This is a genomic window from Streptomyces sp. NPDC033845, assembly GCF_055576225.1.
Genome location: NZ_JBVIRI010000009.1, coordinates 122,799 through 147,309, shown reverse-complemented (window position 1 = coordinate 147,309; position 24,511 = coordinate 122,799). Strand labels below are relative to the sequence as shown.

At 74.0% G+C, this 24,511-nt stretch carries 20 protein-coding genes; 14 read left to right on the top strand and 6 right to left on the bottom strand.

Annotated elements, in window-relative coordinates:
* Positions 1 to 37: 37 nt before the first annotated feature.
* Positions 38 to 637 (top strand): DUF6099 family protein, encoded by a 600-nt coding sequence (locus ACZ50K_RS20790; protein WP_468904977.1) that lies wholly within the window; start codon positions 38 to 40, stop codon positions 635 to 637.
* Positions 638 to 748: 111 nt separating this feature from the next.
* Here the strand turns inward: ACZ50K_RS20790 and ACZ50K_RS20785 are convergent, their stop codons facing one another.
* Positions 749 to 949 carry a hypothetical protein gene (locus ACZ50K_RS20785; RefSeq protein ID WP_468904975.1) on the bottom strand — a complete coding sequence of 67 codons (201 nt, stop codon included), beginning with the start codon at positions 947 to 949 and terminating at the stop codon, positions 749 to 751.
* A 210-nt stretch (positions 950 to 1,159) separates the two neighbouring features.
* Between ACZ50K_RS20785 and ACZ50K_RS20780 the strand changes: the two genes are divergently transcribed.
* From ACZ50K_RS20780 to ACZ50K_RS20765, 4 genes are all read left to right on the top strand, one after another.
* On the top strand, positions 1,160 to 2,083 hold the full coding sequence (locus tag ACZ50K_RS20780) for an LLM class F420-dependent oxidoreductase (RefSeq protein WP_468904973.1): 924 nt from the start codon (positions 1,160 to 1,162) through the stop codon (positions 2,081 to 2,083).
* A gap of 5 nt (positions 2,084 to 2,088) precedes the next feature.
* Positions 2,089 to 2,952 carry a homocysteine S-methyltransferase gene (mmuM, locus tag ACZ50K_RS20775; RefSeq protein WP_468904972.1) on the top strand — a complete coding sequence of 288 codons (864 nt, stop codon included), beginning with the start codon at positions 2,089 to 2,091 and terminating at the stop codon, positions 2,950 to 2,952.
* A 122-nt stretch (positions 2,953 to 3,074) separates the two neighbouring features.
* On the top strand, positions 3,075 to 4,595 hold the full coding sequence (locus ACZ50K_RS20770) for a 3' terminal RNA ribose 2'-O-methyltransferase Hen1 (RefSeq protein ID WP_468904970.1): 1,521 nt from the start codon (positions 3,075 to 3,077) through the stop codon (positions 4,593 to 4,595).
* Complete coding sequence (locus ACZ50K_RS20765) at positions 4,592 to 7,225, top strand: polynucleotide kinase-phosphatase (protein WP_468904967.1); 2,634 nt, start codon at positions 4,592 to 4,594, stop codon at positions 7,223 to 7,225. The genes ACZ50K_RS20770 and ACZ50K_RS20765 overlap by 4 nt, the downstream gene beginning before the upstream one ends.
* Positions 7,226 to 7,239: 14 nt before the next feature.
* On the opposite strand, the gene ACZ50K_RS20760 is transcribed toward ACZ50K_RS20765, so the two are convergent.
* A complete protein-coding gene (locus tag ACZ50K_RS20760; protein WP_468904964.1) occupies positions 7,240 to 8,676 on the bottom strand; it encodes an MFS transporter in 1,437 nt (478 codons plus the stop codon).
* A 352-nt stretch (positions 8,677 to 9,028) separates the two neighbouring features.
* Here ACZ50K_RS20760 and ACZ50K_RS20755 point away from each other — a divergent pair, with 352 nt between their 5' ends.
* The 3 genes from ACZ50K_RS20755 to argF all read left to right on the top strand — a co-directional run bounded on the left by ACZ50K_RS20755 (position 9,029) and on the right by argF (position 11,917).
* Positions 9,029 to 9,526, top strand: a complete 498-nt coding sequence (locus ACZ50K_RS20755; protein WP_468904961.1) for a hypothetical protein — start codon at positions 9,029 to 9,031, stop codon at positions 9,524 to 9,526.
* Between the two features lie 46 nt (positions 9,527 to 9,572).
* On the top strand, positions 9,573 to 10,799 hold the full coding sequence (locus ACZ50K_RS20750) for an arginine deiminase (RefSeq protein WP_468904958.1): 1,227 nt from the start codon (positions 9,573 to 9,575) through the stop codon (positions 10,797 to 10,799).
* Positions 10,800 to 10,912: 113 nt separating this feature from the next.
* Positions 10,913 to 11,917 (top strand): ornithine carbamoyltransferase, encoded by a 1,005-nt coding sequence (argF, locus tag ACZ50K_RS20745; protein ID WP_468904956.1) that lies wholly within the window; start codon positions 10,913 to 10,915, stop codon positions 11,915 to 11,917.
* A gap of 50 nt (positions 11,918 to 11,967) precedes the next feature.
* On the opposite strand, the gene ACZ50K_RS20740 is transcribed toward argF, so the two are convergent.
* A complete protein-coding gene (locus ACZ50K_RS20740) occupies positions 11,968 to 12,429 on the bottom strand; it encodes an ATP-binding protein (RefSeq protein ID WP_468904953.1) in 462 nt (153 codons plus the stop codon).
* Between the two features lie 220 nt (positions 12,430 to 12,649).
* Here ACZ50K_RS20740 and ACZ50K_RS20735 point away from each other — a divergent pair, with 220 nt between their 5' ends.
* Both ACZ50K_RS20735 and ACZ50K_RS20730 read left to right on the top strand, forming a co-directional pair.
* Positions 12,650 to 13,477: an enoyl-CoA hydratase family protein gene (locus ACZ50K_RS20735; RefSeq protein WP_468904947.1), complete on the top strand. Its 828-nt coding sequence runs from the start codon at positions 12,650 to 12,652 to the stop codon at positions 13,475 to 13,477.
* A gap of 4 nt (positions 13,478 to 13,481) precedes the next feature.
* Positions 13,482 to 15,728: a bifunctional salicylyl-CoA 5-hydroxylase/oxidoreductase gene (locus ACZ50K_RS20730; RefSeq protein WP_468904944.1), complete on the top strand. Its 2,247-nt coding sequence runs from the start codon at positions 13,482 to 13,484 to the stop codon at positions 15,726 to 15,728.
* A 25-nt stretch (positions 15,729 to 15,753) separates the two neighbouring features.
* On the opposite strand, the gene ACZ50K_RS20725 is transcribed toward ACZ50K_RS20730, so the two are convergent.
* On the bottom strand, positions 15,754 to 16,563 hold the full coding sequence (locus ACZ50K_RS20725; protein WP_468904942.1) for a PaaX family transcriptional regulator: 810 nt from the start codon (positions 16,561 to 16,563) through the stop codon (positions 15,754 to 15,756).
* Positions 16,564 to 16,567: 4 nt separating this feature from the next.
* The gene (locus ACZ50K_RS20720) at positions 16,568 to 18,193 is read right to left on the bottom strand and encodes an AMP-binding protein (protein ID WP_468905376.1); all 1,626 of its coding nucleotides are present in this window, start codon (positions 18,191 to 18,193) and stop codon (positions 16,568 to 16,570) included.
* A gap of 130 nt (positions 18,194 to 18,323) precedes the next feature.
* Between ACZ50K_RS20720 and ACZ50K_RS20715 the strand changes: the two genes are divergently transcribed.
* From ACZ50K_RS20715 to ACZ50K_RS20705, 3 genes are all read left to right on the top strand, one after another.
* Positions 18,324 to 19,472 carry an acyl-CoA dehydrogenase family protein gene (locus tag ACZ50K_RS20715; RefSeq protein WP_468904939.1) on the top strand — a complete coding sequence of 383 codons (1,149 nt, stop codon included), beginning with the start codon at positions 18,324 to 18,326 and terminating at the stop codon, positions 19,470 to 19,472.
* Positions 19,469 to 19,867: a RidA family protein gene (locus ACZ50K_RS20710; protein ID WP_468904936.1), complete on the top strand. Its 399-nt coding sequence runs from the start codon at positions 19,469 to 19,471 to the stop codon at positions 19,865 to 19,867. Before ACZ50K_RS20715 ends, ACZ50K_RS20710 begins: the two co-directional genes overlap by 4 nt.
* A gap of 124 nt (positions 19,868 to 19,991) precedes the next feature.
* Positions 19,992 to 20,447: a hypothetical protein gene (locus ACZ50K_RS20705; protein ID WP_468904934.1), complete on the top strand. Its 456-nt coding sequence runs from the start codon at positions 19,992 to 19,994 to the stop codon at positions 20,445 to 20,447.
* A gap of 61 nt (positions 20,448 to 20,508) precedes the next feature.
* Here the strand turns inward: ACZ50K_RS20705 and ACZ50K_RS20700 are convergent, their stop codons facing one another.
* Positions 20,509 to 21,879, bottom strand: coding sequence for an aminopeptidase P family protein (locus tag ACZ50K_RS20700; RefSeq protein ID WP_468904931.1), 1,371 nt, complete (start codon positions 21,877 to 21,879; stop codon positions 20,509 to 20,511).
* Positions 21,880 to 22,090: 211 nt separating this feature from the next.
* Between ACZ50K_RS20700 and ACZ50K_RS20695 the strand changes: the two genes are divergently transcribed.
* Entirely contained in the window at positions 22,091 to 24,472 is a 2,382-nt protein-coding gene (locus tag ACZ50K_RS20695) for a collagenase (protein ID WP_468904929.1), read from the top strand.
* Positions 24,473 to 24,511 lie beyond the last annotated feature (39 nt).

The following is a 24,511-nucleotide window of genomic DNA, read 5'->3' as shown; positions in this document are numbered from 1 at the left end:
GGTGATGACAGGGTGTCGTGCGGACGGGGGACGGCATATGGATGCGGTACGGCTCATCGCGGCCGGCCGGCACGCGCTGGCACGGAGCGGGGCGGCGATGGACATCGTGGCCGAGGCCTGGCAGGCCCAGGCCCTGGCCCAGGGGATCGGCGGCCTGATGGCGACGGAGGGGCCCCGGGAACTGAGAGCGGAGGCCCGGGGGCTGGGCGAAGCGGGAGCCAGAGGCTGCCGGGTCCTGGACCGCGCACAACTGCGCGGAGAGACGGGGGAGACCGGCGAGAGCGCGCAGCGAACCGGCGAGGACGCCGGAGCGGGCGGCGGCGGGAGCGGGACCGGTGGCGGGTGCGGTGGTGACGGCGGGGGCGGCAGCGCCCGGAGCAGAGCGCCGGCCCAGCCGGCGAGGGCGGCCCAACTGACCGGAGTGGCGGACGTCCGGCAGACCCTCCTCGGTCTGCAGGCGCTGCTGGGCGAGGTCGGGATAGCGCTGGTCGGCGTGGCCTGCGCCACCGATGACGACGCCCTGTACTGGCCGTGCATAGAGGCCATCGACGCGGCCGACGAGTCCAACGACCGTGTCCGCTCCATCCTGCGCCGCATGACCATCCACGAACGCGACTCCGCCTCCGGAGTCGCCTAGCGGGTGCCTGGCGGGTGCCCGGCGGATCAGGGCGGCCGGAAGTGGGGTGCCGGGGCTGGGGTGTCGGGGAGCGGGCGGGTCCCGCCGCGCGGGGCGGCGGGACCGGGGCGGTCAGCCCGGGAAGGGGGAGGGGCGGCCGCTGTCGGGGGCGCGCTCCGCGGTGGACTGGAGGTCGGCGTCGAGCTGCGAAAGGTCGGCGTTCAGGGCGGCCATCAGCTCTTCCATCTGCTGGAGGAGCCCCTTCGGCGCGCCGCTCTGCGCGGGCACCGGGGGCTCCTGCCCGGTGTGCTCGGGCACGGAATCCTGGGACATGGCGGCGGCCTCCTCGGCCCGGGCCCTTCCGGAAGCGGAAGGGTGCGGTGGACGCACCGGCGGTGAATGGGGCGGCCGGCGCGCGGGCCGGGCGGTCCGGCTCCGTCCGAGCCAACGATCCCCATCGGCCCTGGTCACTGGCGGAACACGGGCCGGGGCTCGACGTTGACGGAGATTCACCCGGCGGGGTGGGAAGGGCAGGATGGACCCATGGACCTCCGCATCTTCACCGAACCGCAGCAGGGCGCCGACTACGACACCCTGCTGACCGTCGCCCGCGCCACCGAGGACCTCGGGTTCGACGCCTTCTTCCGCTCCGACCACTACCTCCGGATGGGCTCCGGGGACGGGCTGCCCGGGCCCACCGACGCCTGGATCACCCTCGCCGGGCTGGCCCGGGAGACCAAGCGGATCCGGCTGGGCACCCTGATGACGGCCGGCACCTTCCGCCTCCCCGGGGTGCTCGCCATCCAGGTCGCCCAGGTGGACCGGATGTCCGGCGGCCGCATCGAGCTGGGCCTGGGCGCCGGCTGGTTCGAGCAGGAGCACACCGCGTACGGGATCCCCTTCCCGGCGGAGCGGATCGCCCGGCTGGAGGAGCAGCTCGCGGTGATCACCGGGCTGTGGGCCACCGAACCCGGCAAGACCTTCGACCACGCCGGGACCTACTACCGGCTGGAGGACTCCCCGGCGCTGCCCAAGCCGGCCCAGTCGAAGGTGCCGGTGCTCATCGGCGGCCACGGTGCCAAGCGGACCCCCGCCCTGGCCGCCCGGTACGCGGACGAGTTCAACATGCCCTTCGCCTCCGTCGCCGACAGCGAAAGGCAGTTCGGGCGGGTCCGGGCCGCCGCCGAGGCCGCCGGCCGCCCCGCCGGGGACCTCGTCTACTCCAACGCCCTGGTGGTCTGCGTGGGCAAGGACGACGCGGAGGTGGCCCGCCGGGCCGCCGCCATCGGCCGGGAGGTCGAGGAACTCAAGGCGAACGGCCTCGCCGGATCGCCCGCCGAAGTGGTGGAGAAGATCGGCGCCTACGGGCAGATCGGGGCCTCCCGGATCTACCTCCAGATGCTCGACCTCGACGACCTGGACCATCTGGAGCTGATCTCCGCCCAGGTCCTCCGGCAGCTCGGCTGACCGCCGTGCCCCGCGCCACCACCGACCTCGCGGCGGCCCTGGCCCACCGGACGGTGCTGCTCGACGGCGGACTGAGCAACCAGCTCGCCGCCCAGGGCTGCGACCTGTCCGGCGGGCGGTGGACCGGCCGGGTCCTCGACGAGGCCCCCGCCCAGATCGAAGCCGCCCACACCGCGTACGTCCGGGCCGGCGCGGAGGTGCTGATCACCGCCTCCTACCAGCTCGGCGACGAACCCGAGCTGCTCCGGCGCAGCGTGGACCTGGCCGGCCGGGCCGCCGACGCGGCCCCGCACCCGGTGTGGGTGGCCGCCTCGGTCGGCCCGTACGGCGCGGTGCTCGCCGACGGCTCCGAATACCGGGGCCGGTACGGGCTGGGCGTGCCCGCGCTGGCCGCCTGGCACCGGCCCCGGGTGGAGGCCCTGCTGGCGGCCGGGCCCGATGTCCTCGCCCTGGAGACCGTCCCGGACACCGACGAGGCCGAGGCACTGCTCGGCCTGCTGGCCGGCAGCGGGGCCCGCGCCTGGCTCTCGTACACGGTGGAGGGCGGTCGCACCCGGGCCGGCCAGCCGCTCGACGAGGCCTTCGCGCTGGCCGCCGAGACCCCGGGGGTCATCGCCGTCGGGGTCAACTGCTGCGATCCGGAGGAGGTGCTCCCGGCCGTCTCCCTGGCCGCCGCCACCGGTCTGCCCGTGGTCGTCTACCCCAACGACGGGTCCCGCTGGGACGCCGCCACCGCCCACTGGGAGCCGCCCCCGGTCCACCGTTCCGTGCCCGCCCGCGCCTGGCGGTCCGCCGGCGCCCGGCTGATCGGCGGCTGCTGCCGGGTCGGCCCCGCCGAACTCACCGCCCTGGCCCGCGCACTGGACTGACCCGGCCCGGCACCCCGCCCGGAGCCCCCGGCCCCGCCCCGCCCCCGGGGCGGCCGGGGCGGGGGCCGGGGAGCGGGAAATCCAGTGGCCCCGGGCGGCCCGCCCGGCCCATCCTGAACCGCATGTTCCTGACGATCTCCATGACCGGCAACGCCGAGAACCCCGCCACCGACCTGGGCTTCCTGCTGCACAAGCATCCCGACCGCACCCAGTCGTTCGGCACCTCGCACGGCACCGCCCACGTCTTCTACCCCGAAGCCGAGGAGCAGCGGTGCACGGCCGCGCTGCTCCTGGAGATCGACCCGGTGGCCCTGGTCCGCGCCGGCCGCGGCAAGGGCCGGGGCGGGGCCCCCGACGCGGCCCTCGCCCAGTACGTCAACGACCGCCCCTACGCCGCGTCCTCGCTGCTCGCCGTCGCGCTCGGCGGGGTCTTCCGGACCGCGCTGAAGGGACAGTGCGCGGCCCGCCCCGGACTGCCGGAGCGGATGCTGCCGCTGCGGGTGGAGATCCCGGTGCTGCCCGCCCGCGGCGGACCGGAGCTGGTCCGCAGGCTGTTCGGGCCGCTCGGCTGGACCACCGTCGAGGCCGTCCCGATCGCCCTCGACGAGGAGTTCCCGCAGTGGGGCGACTCCCGCTACGTCCGCCTGGTCCTCGAAGGCGAGCTCCGGCTCGCCGACGCCCTGCGCCAGCTGTACGTGCTGCTGCCGGTCCTCGACGACGCCAAGCACTACTGGGTCGCCCCCGACGAGGTGGAGAAGCTGCTGCGGGCCGGTGACGGCTGGCTGGCCGGCCACCCCGAGCACCAGCTGATCACCGCCCGCTACCTGGCCCGCCGCCGGGCCCTCACCCGGGAGGCGATGGCCCGCCTGGAACTGGTCCGGCTGGCCGAGGCGGACGGCAGCGAGGTCGAGGAGCTCGACAACGCGGTGGACGAGACCGAGGACACCGCCGAGCGGCCGGTGCCGCTGGCCGTCCACCGGCGCGAGGCGATCCTCGACGCGCTGCGCGGCGCCGAGGCACGCCGGGTCCTGGACCTCGGCTGCGGTCAGGGCCAGCTGGTGCAGGAACTCCTCAAGGACGTGGCCTTCACCGAGATCGTCGGAGTGGACGTCTCCATGCGGGCCCTGTCCACCGCCGCGCGACGGCTCCGGCTTGACCGGCTGGGCGAGCGGCAGGCCGCCCGGGTCGCCCTGCTCCAGGGCTCCCTGGCCTACACCGACCGCCGGCTCGCCGGCTATGACGCGGCCGTGCTCAGCGAGGTGATCGAGCACCTGGACCTGCCCCGGCTGCCGGCCCTGGAGTACTCGGTGTTCGGCGCGGCCCGCCCCCGGACGGTCCTGGTGACCACCCCGAACGTGGAGTACAACGTCCGCTGGGAGTCGCTGCCCGCCGGGCACGTCCGGCACGGCGACCACCGCTTCGAGTGGACCCGCGCGGAGTTCCGCGACTGGGCCGCCGGGGTCGCCGACCGGTACGGGTACGCGGTGGCCCACCGGCCGGTGGGGCCCGAGGACCCGGACGTGGGCCCGCCCACCCAGATGGCCGTCTTCACTCTGCACTCCACCGACCCCGCGACAGCAACGGCACCCACCACCGCAACCGCAACCACGACCGAGACCCCGAAGGAGGGCGAGGCCGCATGAGCACCGAGTTCGATTCCCAGTCCGATTCCCGGTCCCAGTCCCAGTCTGGGTCCGCTTCCGCGGCACCCGCCCCGGTCGCCCACCGCCGGCTGCCCGTCACCGACCTCTCCCTGGTCGTGCTGATCGGTGCCACCGGCTCCGGCAAGTCCACCTTCGCCCGCAAGCACTTCAAGCCCACCGAGGTGCTGTCCTCCGACTTCTGCCGGGGCCTGGTCGCCGACGACGAGAACGACCAGAGCGCCAGCAAGGACGCCTTCGAGGTGCTCCACCACATCGCCGGCAAGCGGCTGGCCGCCGGCCGGCTCACCGTGGTCGACGCCACCAGCGTCCAGCCGGAGGCCCGCCGCCAGCTGGTCCAGCTGGCCCGCGCCCACGACGTCCTGCCCATCGCCATCGTCCTCGACATGCCCGAGGAGGTGTGCGCCCGCCGCAACGCGGCCCGCCCCGACCGGGCCGGACTGCCCCGCCAGGTCATCCAGCGGCACCGCCGCGACCTGCGCCGCTCGCTGCGCGGCCTGGAGCGCGAGGGCTTCCGCAAGGTGCACGTGCTGCGCACCGTGGAGGAGGCCGACAGCGCCGAAGTGGTCCTGGAGAAGCGCTTCAACGACCTCACCCACCTCACCGGCCCCTTCGACATCGTCGGTGATGTGCACGGCTGCTCCGCCGAGCTGGAGACCCTGCTCGGCCGGCTCGGCTACCGGGACGGGGTCCACCCGGACGGCCGCACCGCCGTGTTCGTCGGCGACCTGGTGGACCGGGGCCCCGACAGCCCGGGAGTGCTGCGCCGGGTCATGGGCATGGTCCGGTCCGGCAACGCCCTGTGCGTGCCCGGGAACCACGAGAACAAGCTGGGCCGTTACCTCAAGGGCCGCAAGGTGCAGCTGACCCACGGTCTGGCCGAGACCGCGGAGCAGCTGGCCGGGGAGGACGAGGCGTTCGTCGCCGAGGTCGGTGCCTTCATCGACGGCCTGGTCAGCCACTACGTGCTGGACGGCGGCCGGCTGGTGGTCTGCCATGCCGGTCTGCCGGAGAAGTACCACGGCCGGACCTCCGGCCGGGTCCGCAGCCACGCGCTCTACGGGGACACCACCGGGGAGACCGACGAGTTCGGGCTGCCGGTGCGCTATCCGTGGGCCGAGGAGTACCGCGGCAAGGCGGCCGTGGTCTACGGCCACACCCCGGTCCCGGACACCTCCTGGGTCAACAACACCCTCTGCCTGGACACCGGGGCCGTGTTCGGCGGCCGGATGACCGCGCTGCGCTGGCCGGAACGCGAGCTGGTCGACGTGCCGGCCGAGAAGGTCTGGTACGAGCCGGTGCGGCCGCTGGTCGCCGAGGCCCCCGGGGGTGCGGACGGCCGTCCGCTGGACCTGGAGGACGTCCACGGCCGGCGGACCGTGGAGACCCGGCACCTGGGCCGGGTCACCGTCCGCGAGGAGAACGCGGCCGCGGCGCTGGAGGTGATGAGCCGGTTCGCGGTGGACCCGAGGCTGGTCCCGTACCTGCCGCCGACCATGGCGCCGCCCGCCACCTCCCGCGAGGAGGGCTGGCTGGAGCACCCGGCCGAGGCCTTCGCCCAGTACCGCGCGGACGGGATCGGGCGGGTGGTGTGCGAGGAGAAGCACATGGGCTCCCGCGCGGTGGTGCTCCTCTGCAGGGACGCCGCCGCGGCCGCCGAGCACTTCGGGGTGACCGGGTCCGGTCCGGCCGGCGGGGTCACCGGCTCGGTGTACACCCGGACCGGACGGCCCTTCTTCGACGACCCGCGGGTCACCGAGGAGGTGCTGGCCCGGCTGCGGTCCGCGGTGGACTCCGCCGGACTGTGGGAGGAACTCGACACCGACTGGATGCTGTTCGACGGCGAGCTGCTGCCCTGGTCGCTGAAGTCCACCGGGCTGCTGCGCCACCAGTACGCGGCGGTCGGCGCCGCCTCCGGTGCGGTGTTCCCGGCCGCGCTGGCGGCCCTGGAGGCGGCCGGGGCGCGCGGCGCGGACACCGCCGGGCTGCTCGGCCGGCAGCGGGAACGGGCCGCGGACGCGGCCGCTTTCACCGCGGCGTACCGGCGCTACTGCTGGACCACCGACGGCCTGGACGGGGTGCGGTTCGCCCCGTTCCAGCTGCTGGCGGCCCGCGGCCGCAGTCTGGCCGCGGTCCCGCACGACGAGCAGCTGGCCTGGCTGGACCGGCTGGTGGCGGCGGACCGCGCCGCCGGAACCGGGCTGCTGCACGGCACCCGCCGGCTGCTGGTGGACACCGCCGACCCGGAGTCGGTGCGGGCCGGCACCGACTGGTGGCTGGAGCTGACGGAGGCGGGCGGCGAGGGCATGGTCGTCAAACCGCTCGCGGCCTGTGCGGCGGGGAAGGACGGGCGGCCGGTGCAGCCCGGGCTCAAGGTGCGCGGCCGGGAGTACCTGCGGATCGTCTACGGCCCGGAGTACACCCGGCCGGAGAACCTGGAGCGGCTGCGCCAGCGGTTCCTCGGGCACAAGCGGTCGCTGGCCCTGCGGGAGTACGCGCTGGGGCTGGAGGCCCTGGAGCGGCTGGCCGCCGGTGAGCCGGTGTGGCGGGTCCACGAGGCGGTGTTCGCCGTACTGGCCCTGGAGTCGGAGCCGGTGGACCCCCGGCTCTGAGCCGGCCGCCCGCGTTACGAGGCCGTGCCCGCGGGGACGCGTTCCGCCGCGGGCGCGGCGGGTGCGGCGGCACCGGAGCGGCGCAGCCGCGCCGCCAGGGCCACGGCCTCGTCGCGGCTGGCCACCGAGGGCGGGGAGCCCGGCAGCGGCTTGCCGGCGCTCTCCTTCATCGCCAGCGCGGCGATCAGTCCGACCAGGCCGGCCAGCATCGTGTAGTAGGCGGGCATCAGGTCGTCGCCGGTGGCGCCGATGAGTCCGGCGACCACCAGGGGGGTGGTGCCGCCGAACAGGGACACCGAGACGTTGAAGCCGAAGGACAGCGAGGCGTAGCGGTTCCGGGTGGGGAAGAGGGCGGGCAGCGCGGAGGACATCGCCCCCAGATAGGTGACCAGGGCCAGGCCGAGCACCAGCAGGCCGGCGAACACCGGCAGGGTGCCGCCCCGGCCGATCAGCAGGAAGCAGGGCACGGCCAGCACCACGAAGGCGGCGGAGCCGGCGATCAGCACCGGCCGGCGGCCGATCCGGTCGGAGAGCCGGCCCACCGAGTTCACCAGCGCCAGCAGCACCACCATCACGGCGACGATGGCCATCAGGCCGCCGGTCTCGTCGAAGCCGAGGGTGGAGAGGTAGGTGGGCATGTAGGACAGCAGCATGTAGTCGGTGATGTTGAAGGCGGCGACCAGGGCCATGCAGAGCAGCATCGCCCGGGGGTCGGCGAACAGCACCTTGCGCAGCGGGACCTTCTCGGCGGCCCGCTCCGGGGCGCCGGCGGCCGGGCCCTGTTCCTCCATCGCCCGGAAGGCGGGGGACTCGTCGAGGCGCATCCGCAGGTAGAGGCCGACCAGGCCCAGCGGGCCGGCGATCAGGAACGGCAGGCGCCAGCCCCAGGCCAGCATGGTCTCGTCGCCGAGCAGCAGGGTCAGTCCGGTCACCAGGCCGGCCGCGGCGATGTAGCCGATGAGGGTGCCGAACTCCAGGAAGCTGCCCCAGAAGCCGCGCCGCCGGTCGGGGGCGTACTCGGCGATGAAGGTGGCGGCGCCGCCGTATTCGCCGCCGGTGGAGAAGCCCTGGACCATCCGGCACAGCACCAGCAGCACGGGTGCCCACAGGCCGATGGTGGCGTAGCCGGGGATCAGGCCGATGGCGAGCGTGGCGGCGGCCATCATGATCATGGTGAGGGCGAGGATCCGCTTCCGGCCCACCCGGTCGCCCAGCGGTCCGAAGACCATTCCGCCCAGCGGTCTGACCAGGAAGGCCGCGGCGAAGGCGGCCAGCGAGGACAGCACCTGGGCGGTGTCGTTGCCGGAGGGGAAGAAGACCTTGCCGATGGTGACCGCCAGGTAGCTGTAGACCCCGAAGTCGAACCACTCCATCGCGTTGCCGAGCGCGGTGGCCCTGACGGCCCTCTTGACCGCCTGCTCGTCGGTGACCGTGATCTCGGACGGGTTCACGAGGTTACCTTTCGTGACGACTGGATTGCTTGCCTCTTACACGAAACCCCGTGAGCGGTGATCCATTCTCCATCGAAGGTCCCTCCGGGCGGGACCAAGGTCCCGGCCCGGAGTAGGGCCGAAGGTCCCGAATCGCGCATGCCGGACGCGCGGGGTGACGCCGGGGCCCACGCTGTGTACCCTCCGCCCCCGGAATTCCCCCGGAACCCCGGTCGTCACGGAGGGTGACGGTCGGGGGGTCCGTGCCGGGCCGTCCGGCCCCGCGGAAGGTGACCAGGTCGGCGCGGGATCGTTCTTCCAGGGCAGCGGTGTGTACGTACCGGACCAGAAGGACGGAACCTTAGATATGAAGATGACCGCGCGCGGAAGCATTGCGGCGCTCATGACCTGTATGGCCGCAGCGGGGGCGGCGACGCCCGCCGTCGCCGACGCGGTCCCGGTGGACGTGCCGATGGGCGCCGTCGAGTCCTCCCTGGGACTGGACGCCCCGAAGGTGGGCACCGGTGTCCCGATGCCGGTGGTGGGTGCCATCGAGGCGCCCCGCCACCACACCGGGGAGATGCTGCCCACCCCGCTCCTGCCGGCCCTGCCGGTGGGCATGGACCTGGGGGAGACCCTGGTCAGCTCGCCGGTGCCGAACCTGCTCCAGCGTCCGGAGGCGGACGGCGAGGGTTCCGTGGCGGCACCGGCCACCACCCTGCTGGCCCGCGGTCCCGGAGCGGTGGTCGGCGCACCGCTGAGCATGCCGGACGGATCGAACTACGGGCTGCCCAACGTGGTGGCCCCCAAGCTCGGTGTGATCACCCCGGAGCTGACCGGCGCGCCGACGGCGCTGCTCGGTCTGCGCTGAGCCAACAGGACGTCAAGAAGCCGCCTGGTCTGCGAATGTGTACGCCATGGGATTCCATGTCGACTCCGAGACCGGGCGGCTTCGCCGCGTCATACTGCACCGGCCCGACCTGGAGCTGAAGCGGCTCACCCCGAGCAACAAGGACGCGTTGCTCTTCGACGACGTGCTCTGGGTGCGGCGGGCCCGGCAGGAGCACGACGGTTTCGCCGACGTGCTGCGCGACCGCGGGGTGGCGGTCCACCTCTTCGGCGACCTGCTGTGCGAGTCGCTGGACGTCCCGGAGGCCCGCCGGCTGGTGCTGGACCGGGTCTTCGACGAGAAGGAGTACGGTCCGCTCGCCACCGACCACCTGCGCGCCGTGTTCGAGGCGCTGCCCTCGGCGGAGCTGGCCGAGGCGCTGGTCGGCGGGATGACCAAGCGGGAGTACCTGGAGCGGCACCCGGAGCCGGTCTCGGTCCGCTTCCACGCCCTGGAGCTGGACGGGTTCCTGCTGGGGCCGCTGCCCAACCACCTGTTCACCCGGGACACCTCGGCCTGGATCTACGACGGGGTGTCGATCAACGCGATGCGCTGGCCGGCCCGGCAGCGGGAGACCGTGCACTTCGAGGCCATCTACAAGCACCATCCGCTGTTCACCGCCTCCGGCGCCTTCCACTACTGGTCGCAGGGGCAGTCCGACTACCCCTCCACCATCGAGGGCGGTGACGTCCTGGTCATCGGCAAGGGGGCGGTGCTGATCGGGATGAGCGAGCGGACCACCCCGCAGGCGGTGGAGATGCTGGCCCGCGGGCTGTTCGCGGCGGGCTCGGCGCACACCATCGTGGCGGTGGACATGCCCAAGCGGCGGGCGTTCATGCACCTGGACACGGTGATGACCATGGTGGACGGGGACACCTTCACCCAGTACGCGGGCCTGGGCATGCTCCGTTCGTACACCATCGAGCCGGGCGGCTCGGAGGGGGAGCTGAAGGTCACCGACCACGCCCCGGAGCACATGCACCGGGCCATCGCGGCGGCCCTCGGGCTGGACGCGATCCGGGTGCTGACCCCGACCCAGGACGTGCACTCGGCCGAGCGGGAGCAGTGGGACGACGGCTGCAACGTGCTGGCGGTGGAGCCCGGGGTGGTGGTGGCCTACGAGCGGAACGTCACCACCAACACCCATCTGCGCAAGCAGGGCATCGAGGTGATCGAGATCCCGGGCAGCGAGCTGGGGCGCGGCCGCGGCGGACCGCGCTGTATGAGCTGTCCGGTGGAACGGGACCCGGTCTGAGGTGTGGTGCGGGGCCGCGCCCGGTGTGATGCTGTGCACACTCGATGAATAGTGATGCAGGGAATCGTATATAGTTCCAACATCCTTCGTCCGTGTGATCCTGGAGCACCCTCATGGCCATCGACCTCGCCGGCCGCAGTTTCCTCAAGGAGCTCGACTTCACCGCCGCCGAGTTCCGCGGTCTGGTCGAGCTGGCAGCCGAGCTGAAGGCGGAGAAGCGGGCGGGCGCCGAGGTGCGCCGGCTCCGGGGCCGCAACATCGCGCTGATCTTCGAGAAGACCTCCACCCGCACCCGCTGCGCGTTCGAGGTGGCCGCCGCCGACCAGGGCGCGCACACCACCTACCTGGACCCCTCCGGCTCGCAGATCGGCCACAAGGAGTCGGTCCGGGACACCGCCCGGGTGCTCGGCCGGATGTTCGACGCCATCCAGTACCGGGGTGACAGCCAGGAAGCCGTGGAGGCGCTCGGGGCCCTCGCCGGGGTCCCCGTCTACAACGGGCTGACCGACGACTGGCACCCCACCCAGATGCTCGCCGACGTGCTCACCATGACCGAGCACACCGACAAGCCGCTCGACGCCGTCGCCTTCGCCTACCTCGGGGACGCCCGCTTCAACATGGGCAACTCCTATCTGGTCACCGGGGCGCTGCTGGGCATGGACGTGCGGATCGTCGCCCCGAAGTCCTACTGGCCGGCCGAGGCGGTGGTGGCCCGGGCCCGGGCGGCGGCCGAGGTCTCGGGCGCCCGGATCACCCTCACCGAGGACGTGGCCGAGGGCGTCGCGGGGGCCGACTTCGTCGCCACCGACGTCTGGGTGTCCATGGGGGAGCCCAAGGAGGTCTGGGACGAGCGGATCGGCGCGCTGGCCGGATACGCCGTCACCATGGACGTGCTGCGCGCCACCGGGAACCCCGCGGTGAAGTTCCTGCACTGCCTGCCGGCCTTCCACGACCTGGAGACCAAGGTCGGGCGGGACATCTTCGAGCGGCACGGGCTGGATTCGCTGGAGGTCACCGACGAGGTGTTCGAGTCGGCGCACTCGGTGGTCTTCGACGAGGCCGAGAACCGGCTGCACACCATCAAGGCCGTACTGGTCGCCACCCTGGCCGGCGCATAGCCATACGGCCTCCGCAGTCGCCCCGCCTCCGCCGCCCCGCGGCGCGGCCGCTAGACGGCGGCGACCGGGCGGGTGGGCAGGGTGAACCAGACGGCCTTGCCCTGCGCGGTGGGCCGGTGTCCGCAGGCGGAGCTGAGCGTGCGGATCAGCAGCAGGCCGCGGCCGTGCTCCTGCCAGGGGTCGGGGGCGGCCGGATGCCGGCCGGGCCCGAGGTCGCCGGGCGGCCGGGGGTCCCCGTCGTGCACCTCCACCTGGCAGCCGTCGGCCAGCAGCTCCACCACCAGCTCGATGGGGGAGTCGCCGACGGTGTGCTGGACGGCGTTGGCGACGAGCTCCGCGGTGAGGAGTTCGGCGGTGGCGCTGTCGGCGGACTCGGTCAGCTCGGCCAGGGCCGTCCTGACCAGGGCGCGGGCGATCGGCACGGCGGCCGTGGTGTGCGGCAGGGCGATCCGCCAGGCCGTGGCGGACCGGGGGCCGGGTATGGCGGGCTCCTCGTCGGAGGGGTCGGGCATGGGGGACCGTCCATTCCGTCGTCGGGTCGGGTCGGGTCGGGGGGAGGGAGGGCGAAGCACTCCCTGTTTCAACGATACGAAAGTGAACTCTGATCGCGTAGGGCACCCCGTCGGCCACCGCGGGGGACCCCGGGCGGAAGGGGAGGGGACCTTCGGCCGGTGTGACCACCCTGTCGCGTTTCTCTGACGGTAGTCACCAACCGGTGATACCGTCGAGGACGTGAGCCCCTTCACCGGTTCCGCAGCAGCCACCGAGCGGTGGCGCCACCTCCGGGTCACCCGGCAGGACGGCGTGGCCACCGTCACCCTCGACCGCCCCGAGAAGCTGAACGCGCTCACCTTCGGCGCCTACGCCGACCTGCGCGATCTGCTCGCCGAACTCACCCGCGAACGCTCCGTCCGCGCCCTCGTCCTCGGCGGCGAGGGCCGAGGCTTCTGCTCCGGCGGCGATGTGGACGAGATCATCGGCGCCACCCTCGCCATGGACACCGCCGAACTCCTCGACTTCAACCGGATGACCGGACAGGTGGTCCGCGCCCTCCGTGAATGCCCCTTCCCGGTCATCGCCGCCGTACACGGGGTGGCGGCCGGCGCCGGCGCGGTCCTCGCCCTCGCCGCCGACTTCCGGATCGCCGACCCCACCGCCCGGTTCGCCTTCCTCTTCACCCGGGTCGGCCTCTCCGGCGGCGACATGGGCGCCGCCTATCTGCTGCCCCGGGTCGTCGGCCTCGGCCACGCCACCCGGCTGCTGATGCTCGGCGAACCCGTCCCCGCCGCCGAGGCCGAACGGATCGGCCTGCTCAGCGAGATCACCGAGGAGGGCAAGGCCGGGGTCCGGGCCGCCGAACTCGCCGCCCGGCTCGCCGCCGGTCCCGCCCTCGCCCACGCCCAGACCAAGGCCCTGCTCACCGCCGAACTCGACATGCCGCTCGCCGCCTCGGTGGAACTCGACGCCAACACCCAGGCCCTGCTGATGCACGGCGAGGACTACGCCGAGTTCCACGCCGCCTTCACCGCGAAACGGGCGCCCGACTGGCGGGGACGGTGACACCGTGCGGACCCCCCTGGACATCGCCGTCACCGGCGGCGGCCCCGGCGGCCTCTACGCCGCCGCCCTGCTCGCCCGCCGCGGCCACCGGGTCACCCTGTGGGAGCGCAACGCCCCCGAGGACACCTTCGGCTTCGGGGTCGTCCTCTCCGACGAGACCCTCGGCGGCATCGAGAACGCCGACCCCGAGGTCTACCGGGCCCTGAGCGCCGAGTTCGTCCGCTGGGACACCGTCGACATCGTCCACCGCGGCCGGCTCCTCACCTCCGGCGGCCACGGCTTCGCCGCCCTCGGCCGCCGCCGGCTGCTGGAGGTCCTGCACCGGCGCTGCACCGACCTCGGGGTCCGGCTCCGCTTCCGCACCGGGGCCCCCGACGCCTTCGCCCTGGCCCGGACCCACGACCTGGTCGTCGCCGCCGACGGGGTGCACAGCGCCACCCGCGAGCGCGCCGCCGACCGGTTCGGCCCCACCCTGACCGCCGGCCGCTGCCGCTACATCTGGCTCTCCGCCGACTTCGCCCTGGACTCCTTCCGCTTCGAGATCGCCGAGACCGAGCACGGGGTCGCCCAACTGCACGCCTACCCCTACGCCCCGGACGCCTCCACCGTCATCGTCGAGATGCGCGAGGAGGTCTGGCAGGCCTCCGGCCTCGACCTGTGCGACCAGGACGAGTCCGCCGGCCGCTGCGCCAAGCTCTTCGGCGAGGCCCTGCGCGGACGGCCGCTGACCGGCAACCGCTCCGCCTGGACCCGGTTCAGCACCGTCGTCAACAGGCACTGGTCCCACGAGAACGTGGTACTGCTCGGCGACGCCGCCCACACCGCCCACTTCTCCATCGGCTCCGGCACCAAACTGGCCGTCGAGGACGCCCTCGCCCTCGCCGAGGCGGTCACCGCCGAACCCGACGTGCCCGCCGCCCTGGCCGCCTACGAGACCGCCCGCCGCCCGGCCGTCGCCAGCACCCAGCGCGCCGCCGCCGCCAGCATGCGCTGGTTCGAGGAACTCGCCGGATACGTGCACCAGCCCGCCCGGCAGTTCGCCTTCAACCTGCTCACCCGCAGCCGCCGCGTCACCCACGACAACCTGCGGCTGCGCGACCGCCGGTTCACCGGCGCCGTGGAAGCCGAGTTCGGCTGCCCCCCGGACGGCACCCCGCCCATGTTCACCCCGCTCACCCTGCGCGGACTGACCCTGCGCAACCGGGTGGTGGTCTCGCCGATGGACCTGTACTCGGCCACCGACGGAATCCCCGGCGACCCGCACCTGGTGCACCTCGGCGCCCGGGCCCTCGGCGGCGCCGGACTGGTCATGACCGAGATGGTCTGCGTCAGCCCCGAAGGCCGCATCACCCCCCAGTGCACCGGCCTCTACACGGACGCCCAGGCCGCCGCCTGGACCCGGATCGCCGAGTTCGTCCACACCTCCGCCCCCGGCACCGCCCTCGGGATCCAGCTCGGCCACTCCGGCCGCAAGGGCTCCACCCGCCGGATGTGGGAGGGCATGGACGACCCCCTCCCGGAGGGCAACTGGCCGCTCGTCGACCCCAGCGGACTCCCCTACCGCCCCGGGGTCTCGGCCGTCCCCGGTGCCCTGACCCGCCCCGGCCTCGACGCCGTACGGGAGCGGTTCACGGCCGCCGCCGCCCGGGCCGCCGACTGCGGGTTCGACCTCCTCGAACTCCACTGCGCCCACGGCTACCTGCTGTCCGGCTTCCTGTCCCCGCTGACCAACCGGCGCACCGACGCCTACGGCGGCCCCCTGGAGAACCGGCTCCGCTTCCCGCTGGAGGTCTTCGACTCCGTCCGCGCCGTCTGGCCCGCCGACCGGCCCATGACCGTCCGGCTCTCCGCCACCGACTGGGCACCCGGCGGCACCACCCCCGAGGACGCCGAGGCCGTCGCCGCCGCCTTCGCCGCGCACGGCGCCGACGCCATCGACGTCTCCACCGGCCAGGTCGTCGCCGACGAGGCACCCGAGTTCGGCCGCTCCTACCAGACCCCCTACGCCGACCGGATCCGCAACGCCCTCGGCGTCCCGGTGATCGCCGTCGGCGCGATCTCCTCCTGGGACGACGTCAACTCCCTGCTGCTGGCCGGCCGCGCCGACCTCTGCGCCCTGGGCCGCCCCCACCTCTACGACCCGCACTGGACCCTGCACGCCGCCGCCGACCAGGACTACGCCGGACCCGCCGCACCCTGGCCCGCCCCCTACCGGGCCGGCAGCCGCAAACCCCCCACCGGCCGCGGCTGAACCGCCCCGGCCCGGCGGCCCCGGCTCAGCGGGCGCAGAACTCCGCGCCGAGGTCCCGGAGCCGGGCGTGCAGTTCGGTGAACACCGCCGCCGAGCGCTCGCCCGGCCAGTCGGAGGGCAGCAGGGCGCGCGGCAGCACCGGATCCGCGTACGGCAGCCGCCGCCAGCTGTCCAGGGCCAGCAGGTACTCCCGGTAGGCGGTCTCCGGGTCCGGTGCCGGCCCGCCCTGGAGGGCGCGCAGCACCGGCTCGTGCAGATCGAGGAACCCCTCGTGCTGCTTGGCCAGCGCCGTCAGGTCCCACCAGCGGGCCACCGCCTCCGCGGTGGCCGCGAAGCCGAGGTGCGCGCCGCGGAACAGCTCCACGTACGAGGTGAGGCCCAGCCGGTCCAGGGCGTGCCGGGTCTCGGTCTCCAGCCGGGCCGGGGCGATCCACACCCCGGGCGCCACCGTGCCGAAGCCGAGCCGGGCCAGCCGGGACCTCAGCAGGTGCCGCTTGGACCGCTCCTGCTCCGGGACCGAGAAGGCGGCCAGCAGCCAGCTGGGCTCCTCGGGGCCGTCCGGGGTCCGGGCGTAGATCCGCCGGTCCCCGTCCTCCAGGAGTTCGCGGGCCTCCTCCGAGAGCCCGTATCCGGCGGAGCCGTCCGCGGCCCGGCCCGACAGCAGGAAACCGCGCCGTTTCAGCCGGGACACCGAGGAGCGCACCGAGGGCGGGTCCACCCCGGCCGCGCCCAGCAGCCGGATCAGCTCGGACACGGCGACGGGCCCTTCGGCGGTGCGTCCGTAGGCGCCGTAGAAGGTGACGATCAGGGAACGCGGGGTGTGCTGCTCGGCCACGGGTTCACTCTAGATCGCGCAGCCGGAACCGTTGCAGCTTGCCGGTGGCGGTGCGCGGCAGGGCGGGCAGGAAGACGAACAGCCGGGGGCACTTGTGCGGGGCCAGCTCGGCCTTCATGAACTCCCGGAGCTCCTCGGTGCCCACCCCGGCGCCCTCCCGCAGGACGGTGTAGGCGACCACGATCTGGCCCCGGTGCTCGTCCGGCCGGCCCACCACGGCGGCCTCCGCCACCAGCGGGTGCCGCAGCAGGGCCTCCTCGACCTCCGGTCCGGCGATGTTGTAGCCGGCCGAGACGATCATGTCGTCGGCGCGGGCCACATAGCGGAAGTAGCCGTCCGGGTCGCGGACGTAGGTGTCCCCGGTGAGGTTCCAGCCGTCCCGGACGTACTCCTCCTGCCGGGGGTCGGCCAGATAGCGGCAGCCCACCGGACCGCGGACGGCGAGCAGGCCCGGCTCGTTGTCCGGGACCGGCCGGCCCGCCCGGTCCACCACCCGGGCCTGCCAGCCGGGCACCACCCGGCCGGTGGTGCCGGGGCGGATGTCGTCGTCGGCGGCGGAGATGAAGATGTGCAGCAGCTCGGTGGCCCCGATCCCGTTGATGATCCGCAGACCGGTCCGCCGGTGCCAGGCCTCCCAGGTGGCGGCGGGCAGGTTCTCGCCGGCCGAGACGCAGCGGCGCAGCGCGGAGAGGTCGTGGCGGGGCTCCGGGCCCGGTCCGCCGGGCTCGCCGAGGTCCTCCAGCATGGCGCGGTAGGCGGTGGGCGCGGTGAACACCACGGTCACCCGGTGGGCGGCCAGGGCGGGCAGCAGCTGCCGGGGGCCGGCCTGCTCCAGCAGCAGGACGGAGGCCCCGGCCCGCAGCGGGAACACCACCAGTCCGCCCAGGCCGAAGGTGAAGCCGAGCGGGGGGCTGCCGGCGAAGACGTCGTCGGGGCGGGGGCGCAGCACCTGTCGGGAGAAGGTGTCGGCGACGGCGAGCACGTCCCGGTGGAAGTGCATGCAGCCCTTGGGGCGGCCGGTGGTGCCGGAGGTGAAGGCGATCAGCGCCACGTCGTCGGCCGAGGTCGGCACGGCGGTGAAGGGCCGGTCCCGGTGCCGCTCGGCCAGCCGCAGCAGGTCGCCGGGGTCCGGTCCGCCGTACGGGGTGACGCGCAGGCCCGGCACGGCGGCCCGGCGCAGGTCGTCCAGGGCCGAGGCGTGGCAGAGGGCGTGTCCGACCCGGGCCATCGAGCAGACCGTGCCGAGCTCCTGGGCGCGCTGCCGGTCGAGCACGGTGACGGCCACCGCGCCCGCCTTCATCACCGCCAGCCAGCAGGCGGCCAGCCAGGGGCCGGTGGGCCCGCGCAGCAGCACCCGGTTCCCGGGGACCACGCCGAGGTCGGCGGTGAGGGTGTGGGCCAGCCGGTCCACCCGCTCGCGCAGTTCCCCGTAGCTCCACACCTCCCCGCCGGCGGTGCGGAAGGCCGGGCGGTGCGCGCCGAACCGGTCGGCGGAGGCGTCCAGCAGCTCCGCCCCGCAGTTCAGCCGGTCCGGGTAGGCCAGTTCGGGCAACGGGAAGAGCAGCTCCGGCCAGGTGTGCGCGGGCGGCAGGTGGTCGCGCGCGAAAGTGTCGGTGTGGGCGGAAGGCATCAGCTTCACGGCGGGTACGCCCCTTAGCGACGGTCCGGGAGTTGTGGTGGAGCCGGCCGTGCGGTCGCGGAACGAGCGTATCGTGATGGTGACGACAGTCAACACGACGCGATAAAGCAGGGGACATCGGATGCCCGTATTCGCGCTTGAGGCGGAACAAGAGGACTGGGCCGGGGAACTGCGCACCCTGGCCGCCGACCGGCTGCGGCCGTTGGCCGAGAAGGGGGAGCCCGGGCGGATCAACCGCCCGCTGCTGCTGGCGCTGGGGGAACTCGGCCTGCTGGAACGGCTGTTCACCTCCGGGGCGCTGGAGCTGTGCCTGCTGAGGGAGTCCCTGGCCTACGGTTGCACCGAGGCGGAGACCGCGCTGGCCCTCCAGGGGCTGGGCGCCCACCCGGTGCACGCCGCGGGCAGTGCCGCGCAGCGGGACCGCTGGCTGCCGGCCGTCCGGGAGGGGCGTGCGGTGGCGGCCTTCGCGCTCTCCGAGCCGGGCGCCGGATCGGACGCGGCGGCGCTGGCCCTGCGGGCCGAACCGGACGGCGCCGGCTGGCGGCTCACCGGGGAGAAGCGCTGGATCTCGAACGCCCCGGGGGCCGACTTCTACACCGTGTTCGCCCGGACCGGGGAGGACCGGGGCGCCCGCGGGGTGACGGCCTTCCTGGTGCCGGCCGACCGCCCGGGACTGACCGGGGAGCCCCTGGACATGCTCTCCCCGCACCCGATCGGGGCGCTCCGCCTCGACGGGGTGCCGGTCGGGGCGGAGGACCGGCTGGGCGGGCCCGGGCGCGGGTTCCGGGTGGCGATGGAGACCCTCAACCGGTTCCGGCCCAGCGTGGGGGCCTTCGCGGTGGGCATGGCCCGGGCCGCCCTGGACGCGGCGCTGGCGCACACCGCGGACCGGCGGGCCTTCGGCGGGGTGCTGGCGGACCTCCAGTCGGTGGCCCACGGGGTGGCCGAGATGGCCACCCGCACCGAGGCCGCCAGACTGCTGGTCTACGCGGCGGCGGCCGCCTACGACCGGGACCCCGGGGCCTCCGAGGTGCCCCGGCGGGCCGCCATGGCGAAGCTGCTGGCCACCGAGACCGCCCAGTACGTGGTGGACCACGCGGTGCAGCTGCACGGGGCCCGCGCCCTCCAGCGCGGCCATCTGCTGGAGCACCTCTACCGGGAGGTGCGGGCGCCGAGGATCTACGAGGGGGCCAGCGAGGTGCAGCGCACCCTGATCGCCCGCGAGCTGTACCGGGCGGCGGGCCCGGCCGGGACGGAGGGGGAGCGGTGAGCCTGGAGCGGATCAACCCGCCGGAGCTGTCCCCGCCGGCCGGGTTCTCGCACGCGGTGGTGGCCACCGGGGGCCGGCTGGTGCTGCTGGCGGGGCAGACCGCGCTGGAGGGCTCCGGCAAGGTGGTGGGGGCCACCCTGCCGGAGCAGTTCGAACGGGCGCTGGCCAATCTGCTCGGCGCCCTGGCCGCGGCCGGCGGCACCCCGGCGCAGCTGGCCCGGGTCACGGTGTACGCGGTCGATGTGGCCGACTACCGCGAGTGCGCGCCCGAACTGGGCCGGATCTGGCGGCGGTTGGCCGGTCGTGACTATCCGGCGATGGCGGTGGTCGGGATCACCAGGCTGTGGGACGAGCAGGCGCTGGTGGAGCTCGACGGGATCGCGGTGCTGGACTGATCCTCCCGATCCGTTCGGGCGCGTGTTCGAGATCTTTTGACAGCCGGGCGGGTCGGGTGGACCGTGGTTACGGGTCGAAATGCCCCTTGTGTTCTCCGCAGACGACGTTCGGAGGTGCATGACCATGCGCCGTAGGATCGCAGCGGCCGTCCTGGCCGGGGCCGCCGGTATGGCCCTCGGCCTGACGCCCGTGAACAGCGCTTTCGCCTCGACGGCCCCGCAGACCGCGCCGCAGGCCGTCCCGTCCGCCGTACAGGGCGGTGGGGGTGGCGGTGGCGGCGGCTACTGGTGCGACGACGGCTGGCGCCCCCGCTGGGACCGCACCTGGTGCTACGAGGGCCGCGGCGGCTACGGCGGCTACGACCCGTACTGGAACGGCGGCGGTTACGGCGGCTACAACGACGGCTGGGGCCGCGGCGGTTACAACGACAGCTGGAACGCCGGCTACGGCGGCTACAACGACGGCTGGGGCGGCGGCCACGGCGGTCACAACGACGGCTGGGGCGGCGGAGGCGGCGGAGGCTGGGGTGGCGGCCACGGCGGTGGCGGCGGCGGTCACGGCGGCGGCTGGGGCCACTAGGGCCCGGTCCCACCCGGGGCGCTGACCCCCGAGCCTCCGCCGCGCCCGCCGCGGCGGGGGCTCAGCCGTGCAGGAGGTTCCCCATCCACTCCTCGATCCCGGCGACCGTCCTCGGCAGGGCGCCCGACATCAGTCGGGCGCCCTCCGACGTGATGACCAGGTCGTCCTCGATGCGCACGCCGATGCCGCGCAGCTCGGCCGGCAGGGTCAGGTCGTCGGGCTGGAGGTAGAGCCCGGGTTCCACGGTGAGCACCTGTCCCTCCTCCAGCACCCCGTCGAGATAGGTCTCGGCGCGGGCCTTCGCGCAGTCGTGCACGTCCAGCCCCAGCATGTGGCCGCTGCTGCACAGGGTGTACCGGCGGTGCAGATCGCCCTCGGCGTTCTTCAGCACCCCCCATTCGGCCAGGCCCTCGGCGATGACCCGCATGCCCGCCCGGTGGAAGTCGCGGAAGCTGGCGCCCGGCCGGAGCGCGGCCATCCCGGCCTCCTGGGCGGCCAGCACCAGTTCGTACACCTGCCGCTGGACGGGGGAGAAGCGGCCGGACAACGGGAGGGTGCGGGTGATGTCGGCGGTGTAGAGGCTGTCCGTCTCCACCCCGGCGTCCAGCAGCAGCAGTTCCCCGGGGTCCAGCCGTCCGTCGTTGCGGATCCAGTGCAGCACGCAGGCGTGGGCCCCGGAGGCCGCGATGGTCTCGTACCCGGTGCCGTTGCCCTCGGCGCGGGCCCGCAGTCCGAAGACCCCCTCGATCCAGCGCTCCCCGCGCGGGTGGGCCAGTGCCCGGGGCAGGGCGCGCACCACGTCCTCGAAGCCGGCGGTGGTGTGGTCCACGGCCAGTTGGAGCTGGCCGACCTCCCAGGCGTCCTTGACCAGCCGCAGTTCGGAGAGGGCGGCGGCCAGCCCGGCGTCCTCGGCCGGGTTCCGGCCGGCCGCCCCGCCCAGCTCGGACAGGTGGGCGCAGCGGATCCCGGTGAGCCGTTCGGCCTCGGCGAGGTCGGGGCGGCGGCCGACCCAGAACTCGCCGTAGCGGCGGTCCCGGAAGAACTCCTCGCCGCCGTCGGACCGCGGGGACCGGGGGCGCAGGTAGAGGACGGCCTCGTGGCCCTGCGGGCCGGCCGGCTCCAGCACCAGGACGTGGCCGGCCTGGTCCTCGCCGGTGAGCCCGGTGAGCCAGGCGTAGGCGCTGTGGGGGCGGAACCGGTGGTCGCAGTCGTTGGTGCGGACCTTGAGCTCGCCTGCCGGGATGACCAGCCGCTCGCCGGGGAAGCGGGCGGAGAGCCGGGCGCGCCGGGCCGGGGTGACGGCGTGGGCGGGCACCCGGTCGGCCTCCGGGAGCGGTGAGGCGGCCCAGTCGCCGGCCATGAAGCGGGACAGCTCGGCTGATACGGGCAGGTCGTGGCTGCCGATGTTGAGGCGCGCGGCGGGGTCGGACACGGGGCTCTCCCAGAGGATGCGAACTGATGCGAACTGGTGGGCGCACAGGTCTTGTCAGTGCAATTTCACATTACTATGTTACAGCTCACACCCCGGCACGTGAACTCCCGTCAACCGCCGTGTGACACGCGGCAGTTGCGGCACCGCATCCCCACACCCACCTCCCACTCACCTCTCCGACCTGGAGTCATCGGTGTCCTTGCACCCAGTCGTGCGCTCTTCCCTCCTCGCCACCGCCGTGTCGGTCGCCCTCGTCGCCTCCGCCGGACAGGGCGTGACCCGGGCCGCCGAGCAGACCACCGCAGCCCCCACGGCCCCCGCGGCCCCCGCCTCCCTCGCCGGTCCGCAGGCCCCGCCGGCCGCCCCGGCGCACGGCGAGAACCCGTTCGACGAGGTCCAGCGGCTGGCCGCCGCCCCCTCCACGGCCCCCGCCCCGGCGCCCGCGCCCGGCGGCACCGGTGCCGCGGCCCGGGTCCCCGGCCCGGCCGAGGCCGCCGGAGCCGAGGACCCCGCCGCCGCCAAGAGCCGGGCGAAGGCGCTGACCGCGCCCGCCGCCCGGGCGGCCGGCGTCCCCTGCACCCTCGACGGGATCACCGGACTGGGCCCCGAGCAGTTCGCCGACTTCCTCGCCGACCCGGCGGTGCTCGCCGGAGGCTGTCTGCGCACCCTCGTCTGGACCTGGGACCAGCGGCTGGCCCCGGTGATGTCCGACGCCCACGTCCAGGCCGTCTCCCGGCGGATATCCGCCCTGGCCGCCGCCCACGACGGCCTGAACTCCTCCCATCTGGAGGAGATGTTCACCTATCTGCACGCGGTGGCCTACCACGACCACAGCCGCCCCGAGATCGACGCCACCGACCCCGCGACCGTGGACGCCGTGCGGCAGGCGATCGCCGCCTTCGGTGCCGCCGCCCGCAGCTTCGACGTCACCCCCTCCAACGCCCGCACCCTGCGCGAGGCCCTCTACGCGGGCAGCGCCCCCGGTCTGCGCCAGCACCAGCTCGGGCTGATCCAGCGGGTGCTGGCCACCATGGGCCCGGACCGCCCCGCCACCCACCACGACCCGGCCTGGGCCGGTGCCGCGCTCGCCGCGCTCTCCGTGAACTACCTGGGCGTCTACCCCGGCAACCAGGACACCGCATTCCACGCGGCGGCCGCCGCGGACCCCGGCTACCGGGCCGCCTTCAGGGCCTTCGCCGGCCACACCCACCTCAAGGGCACCGCCAACGCCTGGGTGGCCCGCGACGCCCTCAGCGAATACGGCCGGTTCGGCCAGATATCCGGCCTCCGGGACGAGACCGTGGCCGGCCTCGGCGGGCTCCTCGGCCAGGTGAAGGCCGACTGGGGCGGCGGCAGCCCGCAGTGGGCCACCCTGGTGTCCTGGCTCGGCTACTACCAGGCCTGCAAGCCGTACGGGGTGTGCAAGGAGGACATCGAGGCCCAGATCTTCCCGCACACCTACACCTACGACGGCGGGGCCATCAAGGTCCGCACCGGGCTCCCGCAGTCCACCGTGGACAGGCTCTACTACGCGAGCAAGCAGGTGAAGGCCCAGTACCACCGGGTGCTCGGCACCGAGCAGCCGCTGGCCGGGGACCCCAACACCACCCTGAACATCGTGCTCTACGGCTCCCGCGCCGACTACGAGAACTACCACCCGATGCTCACCGGCATGGGCACCGCCAACGGGGGCGTCTACATCGAGCGCGGCGCCACCTTCTACACCTACGAGCGCCGGGTGCCGCAGGACTCCTCGCTGACCCTGGAGGAGCTGTTCCGCCACGAGTACACCCACTACCTCAACGGCCGCTACGCCGTCCCCGGCTTCTTCGGCGAGGGCCCCTGGTACGAGGGCGACCGCACCACGGCCATGGACGAGGGCACCGCCGAGTTCTTCGACGGGGCCACCCGCGACAACGGCATCCTGGTCCGCAAGTCCCTGGTCCGCAGCATCATCGCCGACACCGCCGGCGGCGGCCCCCGGATGACCCTGGAGCAGATCCTCAACGCCACCTACGAGGGCGACGGGTTCCGCTTCTACAGCTACGCCGGAACCTTCTTCGAGTTCCTGTGGACCGAGAAGCCCTCGCTGCTCCGCGAGATGTACACCCACCTGCGCAACGACGACGTGGCCGGCTACGACGCCTGGAAGCACCGCACCGGCGCCGACACCTACCTCCAGCGCGACTACACCAGGTTCCTGGACGCCCAGATCGCCAAGGTCGACCAGCTGTACGTGCCCGAGACCACCTTCACCCCGGTGGACCGGCTGCGGGACTCGGCGCTGGAGTCGGTGAGGTCCTCCTTCGCCGCCGCCACCTACAACAGCCCGGACTGCGTGGAGAACGGCGAGCCCGGCAAGCGCCGGTTCACCTGCACCGGGCGGATCACCGCCAATCTGAAGAACTGGCGCAGCGAGGACCAGAACTTCAAGGACATGTCCGAGACGGTGGACTACTTCATCCTCGACCGGGCCGGGGCCGTCTCCGACAACCTGGCCGACATGAACTGCTCCTTCGGGCCGGTGGAGATCTGGACCACCAAGGTCGCCGGCACCTCCGCGTACAGCTGCGAGGGCCCGCTGCGCGGCTGACCGCCGTGTTCCCGGACCCCGGGTCGGCCCGGGGTCTGG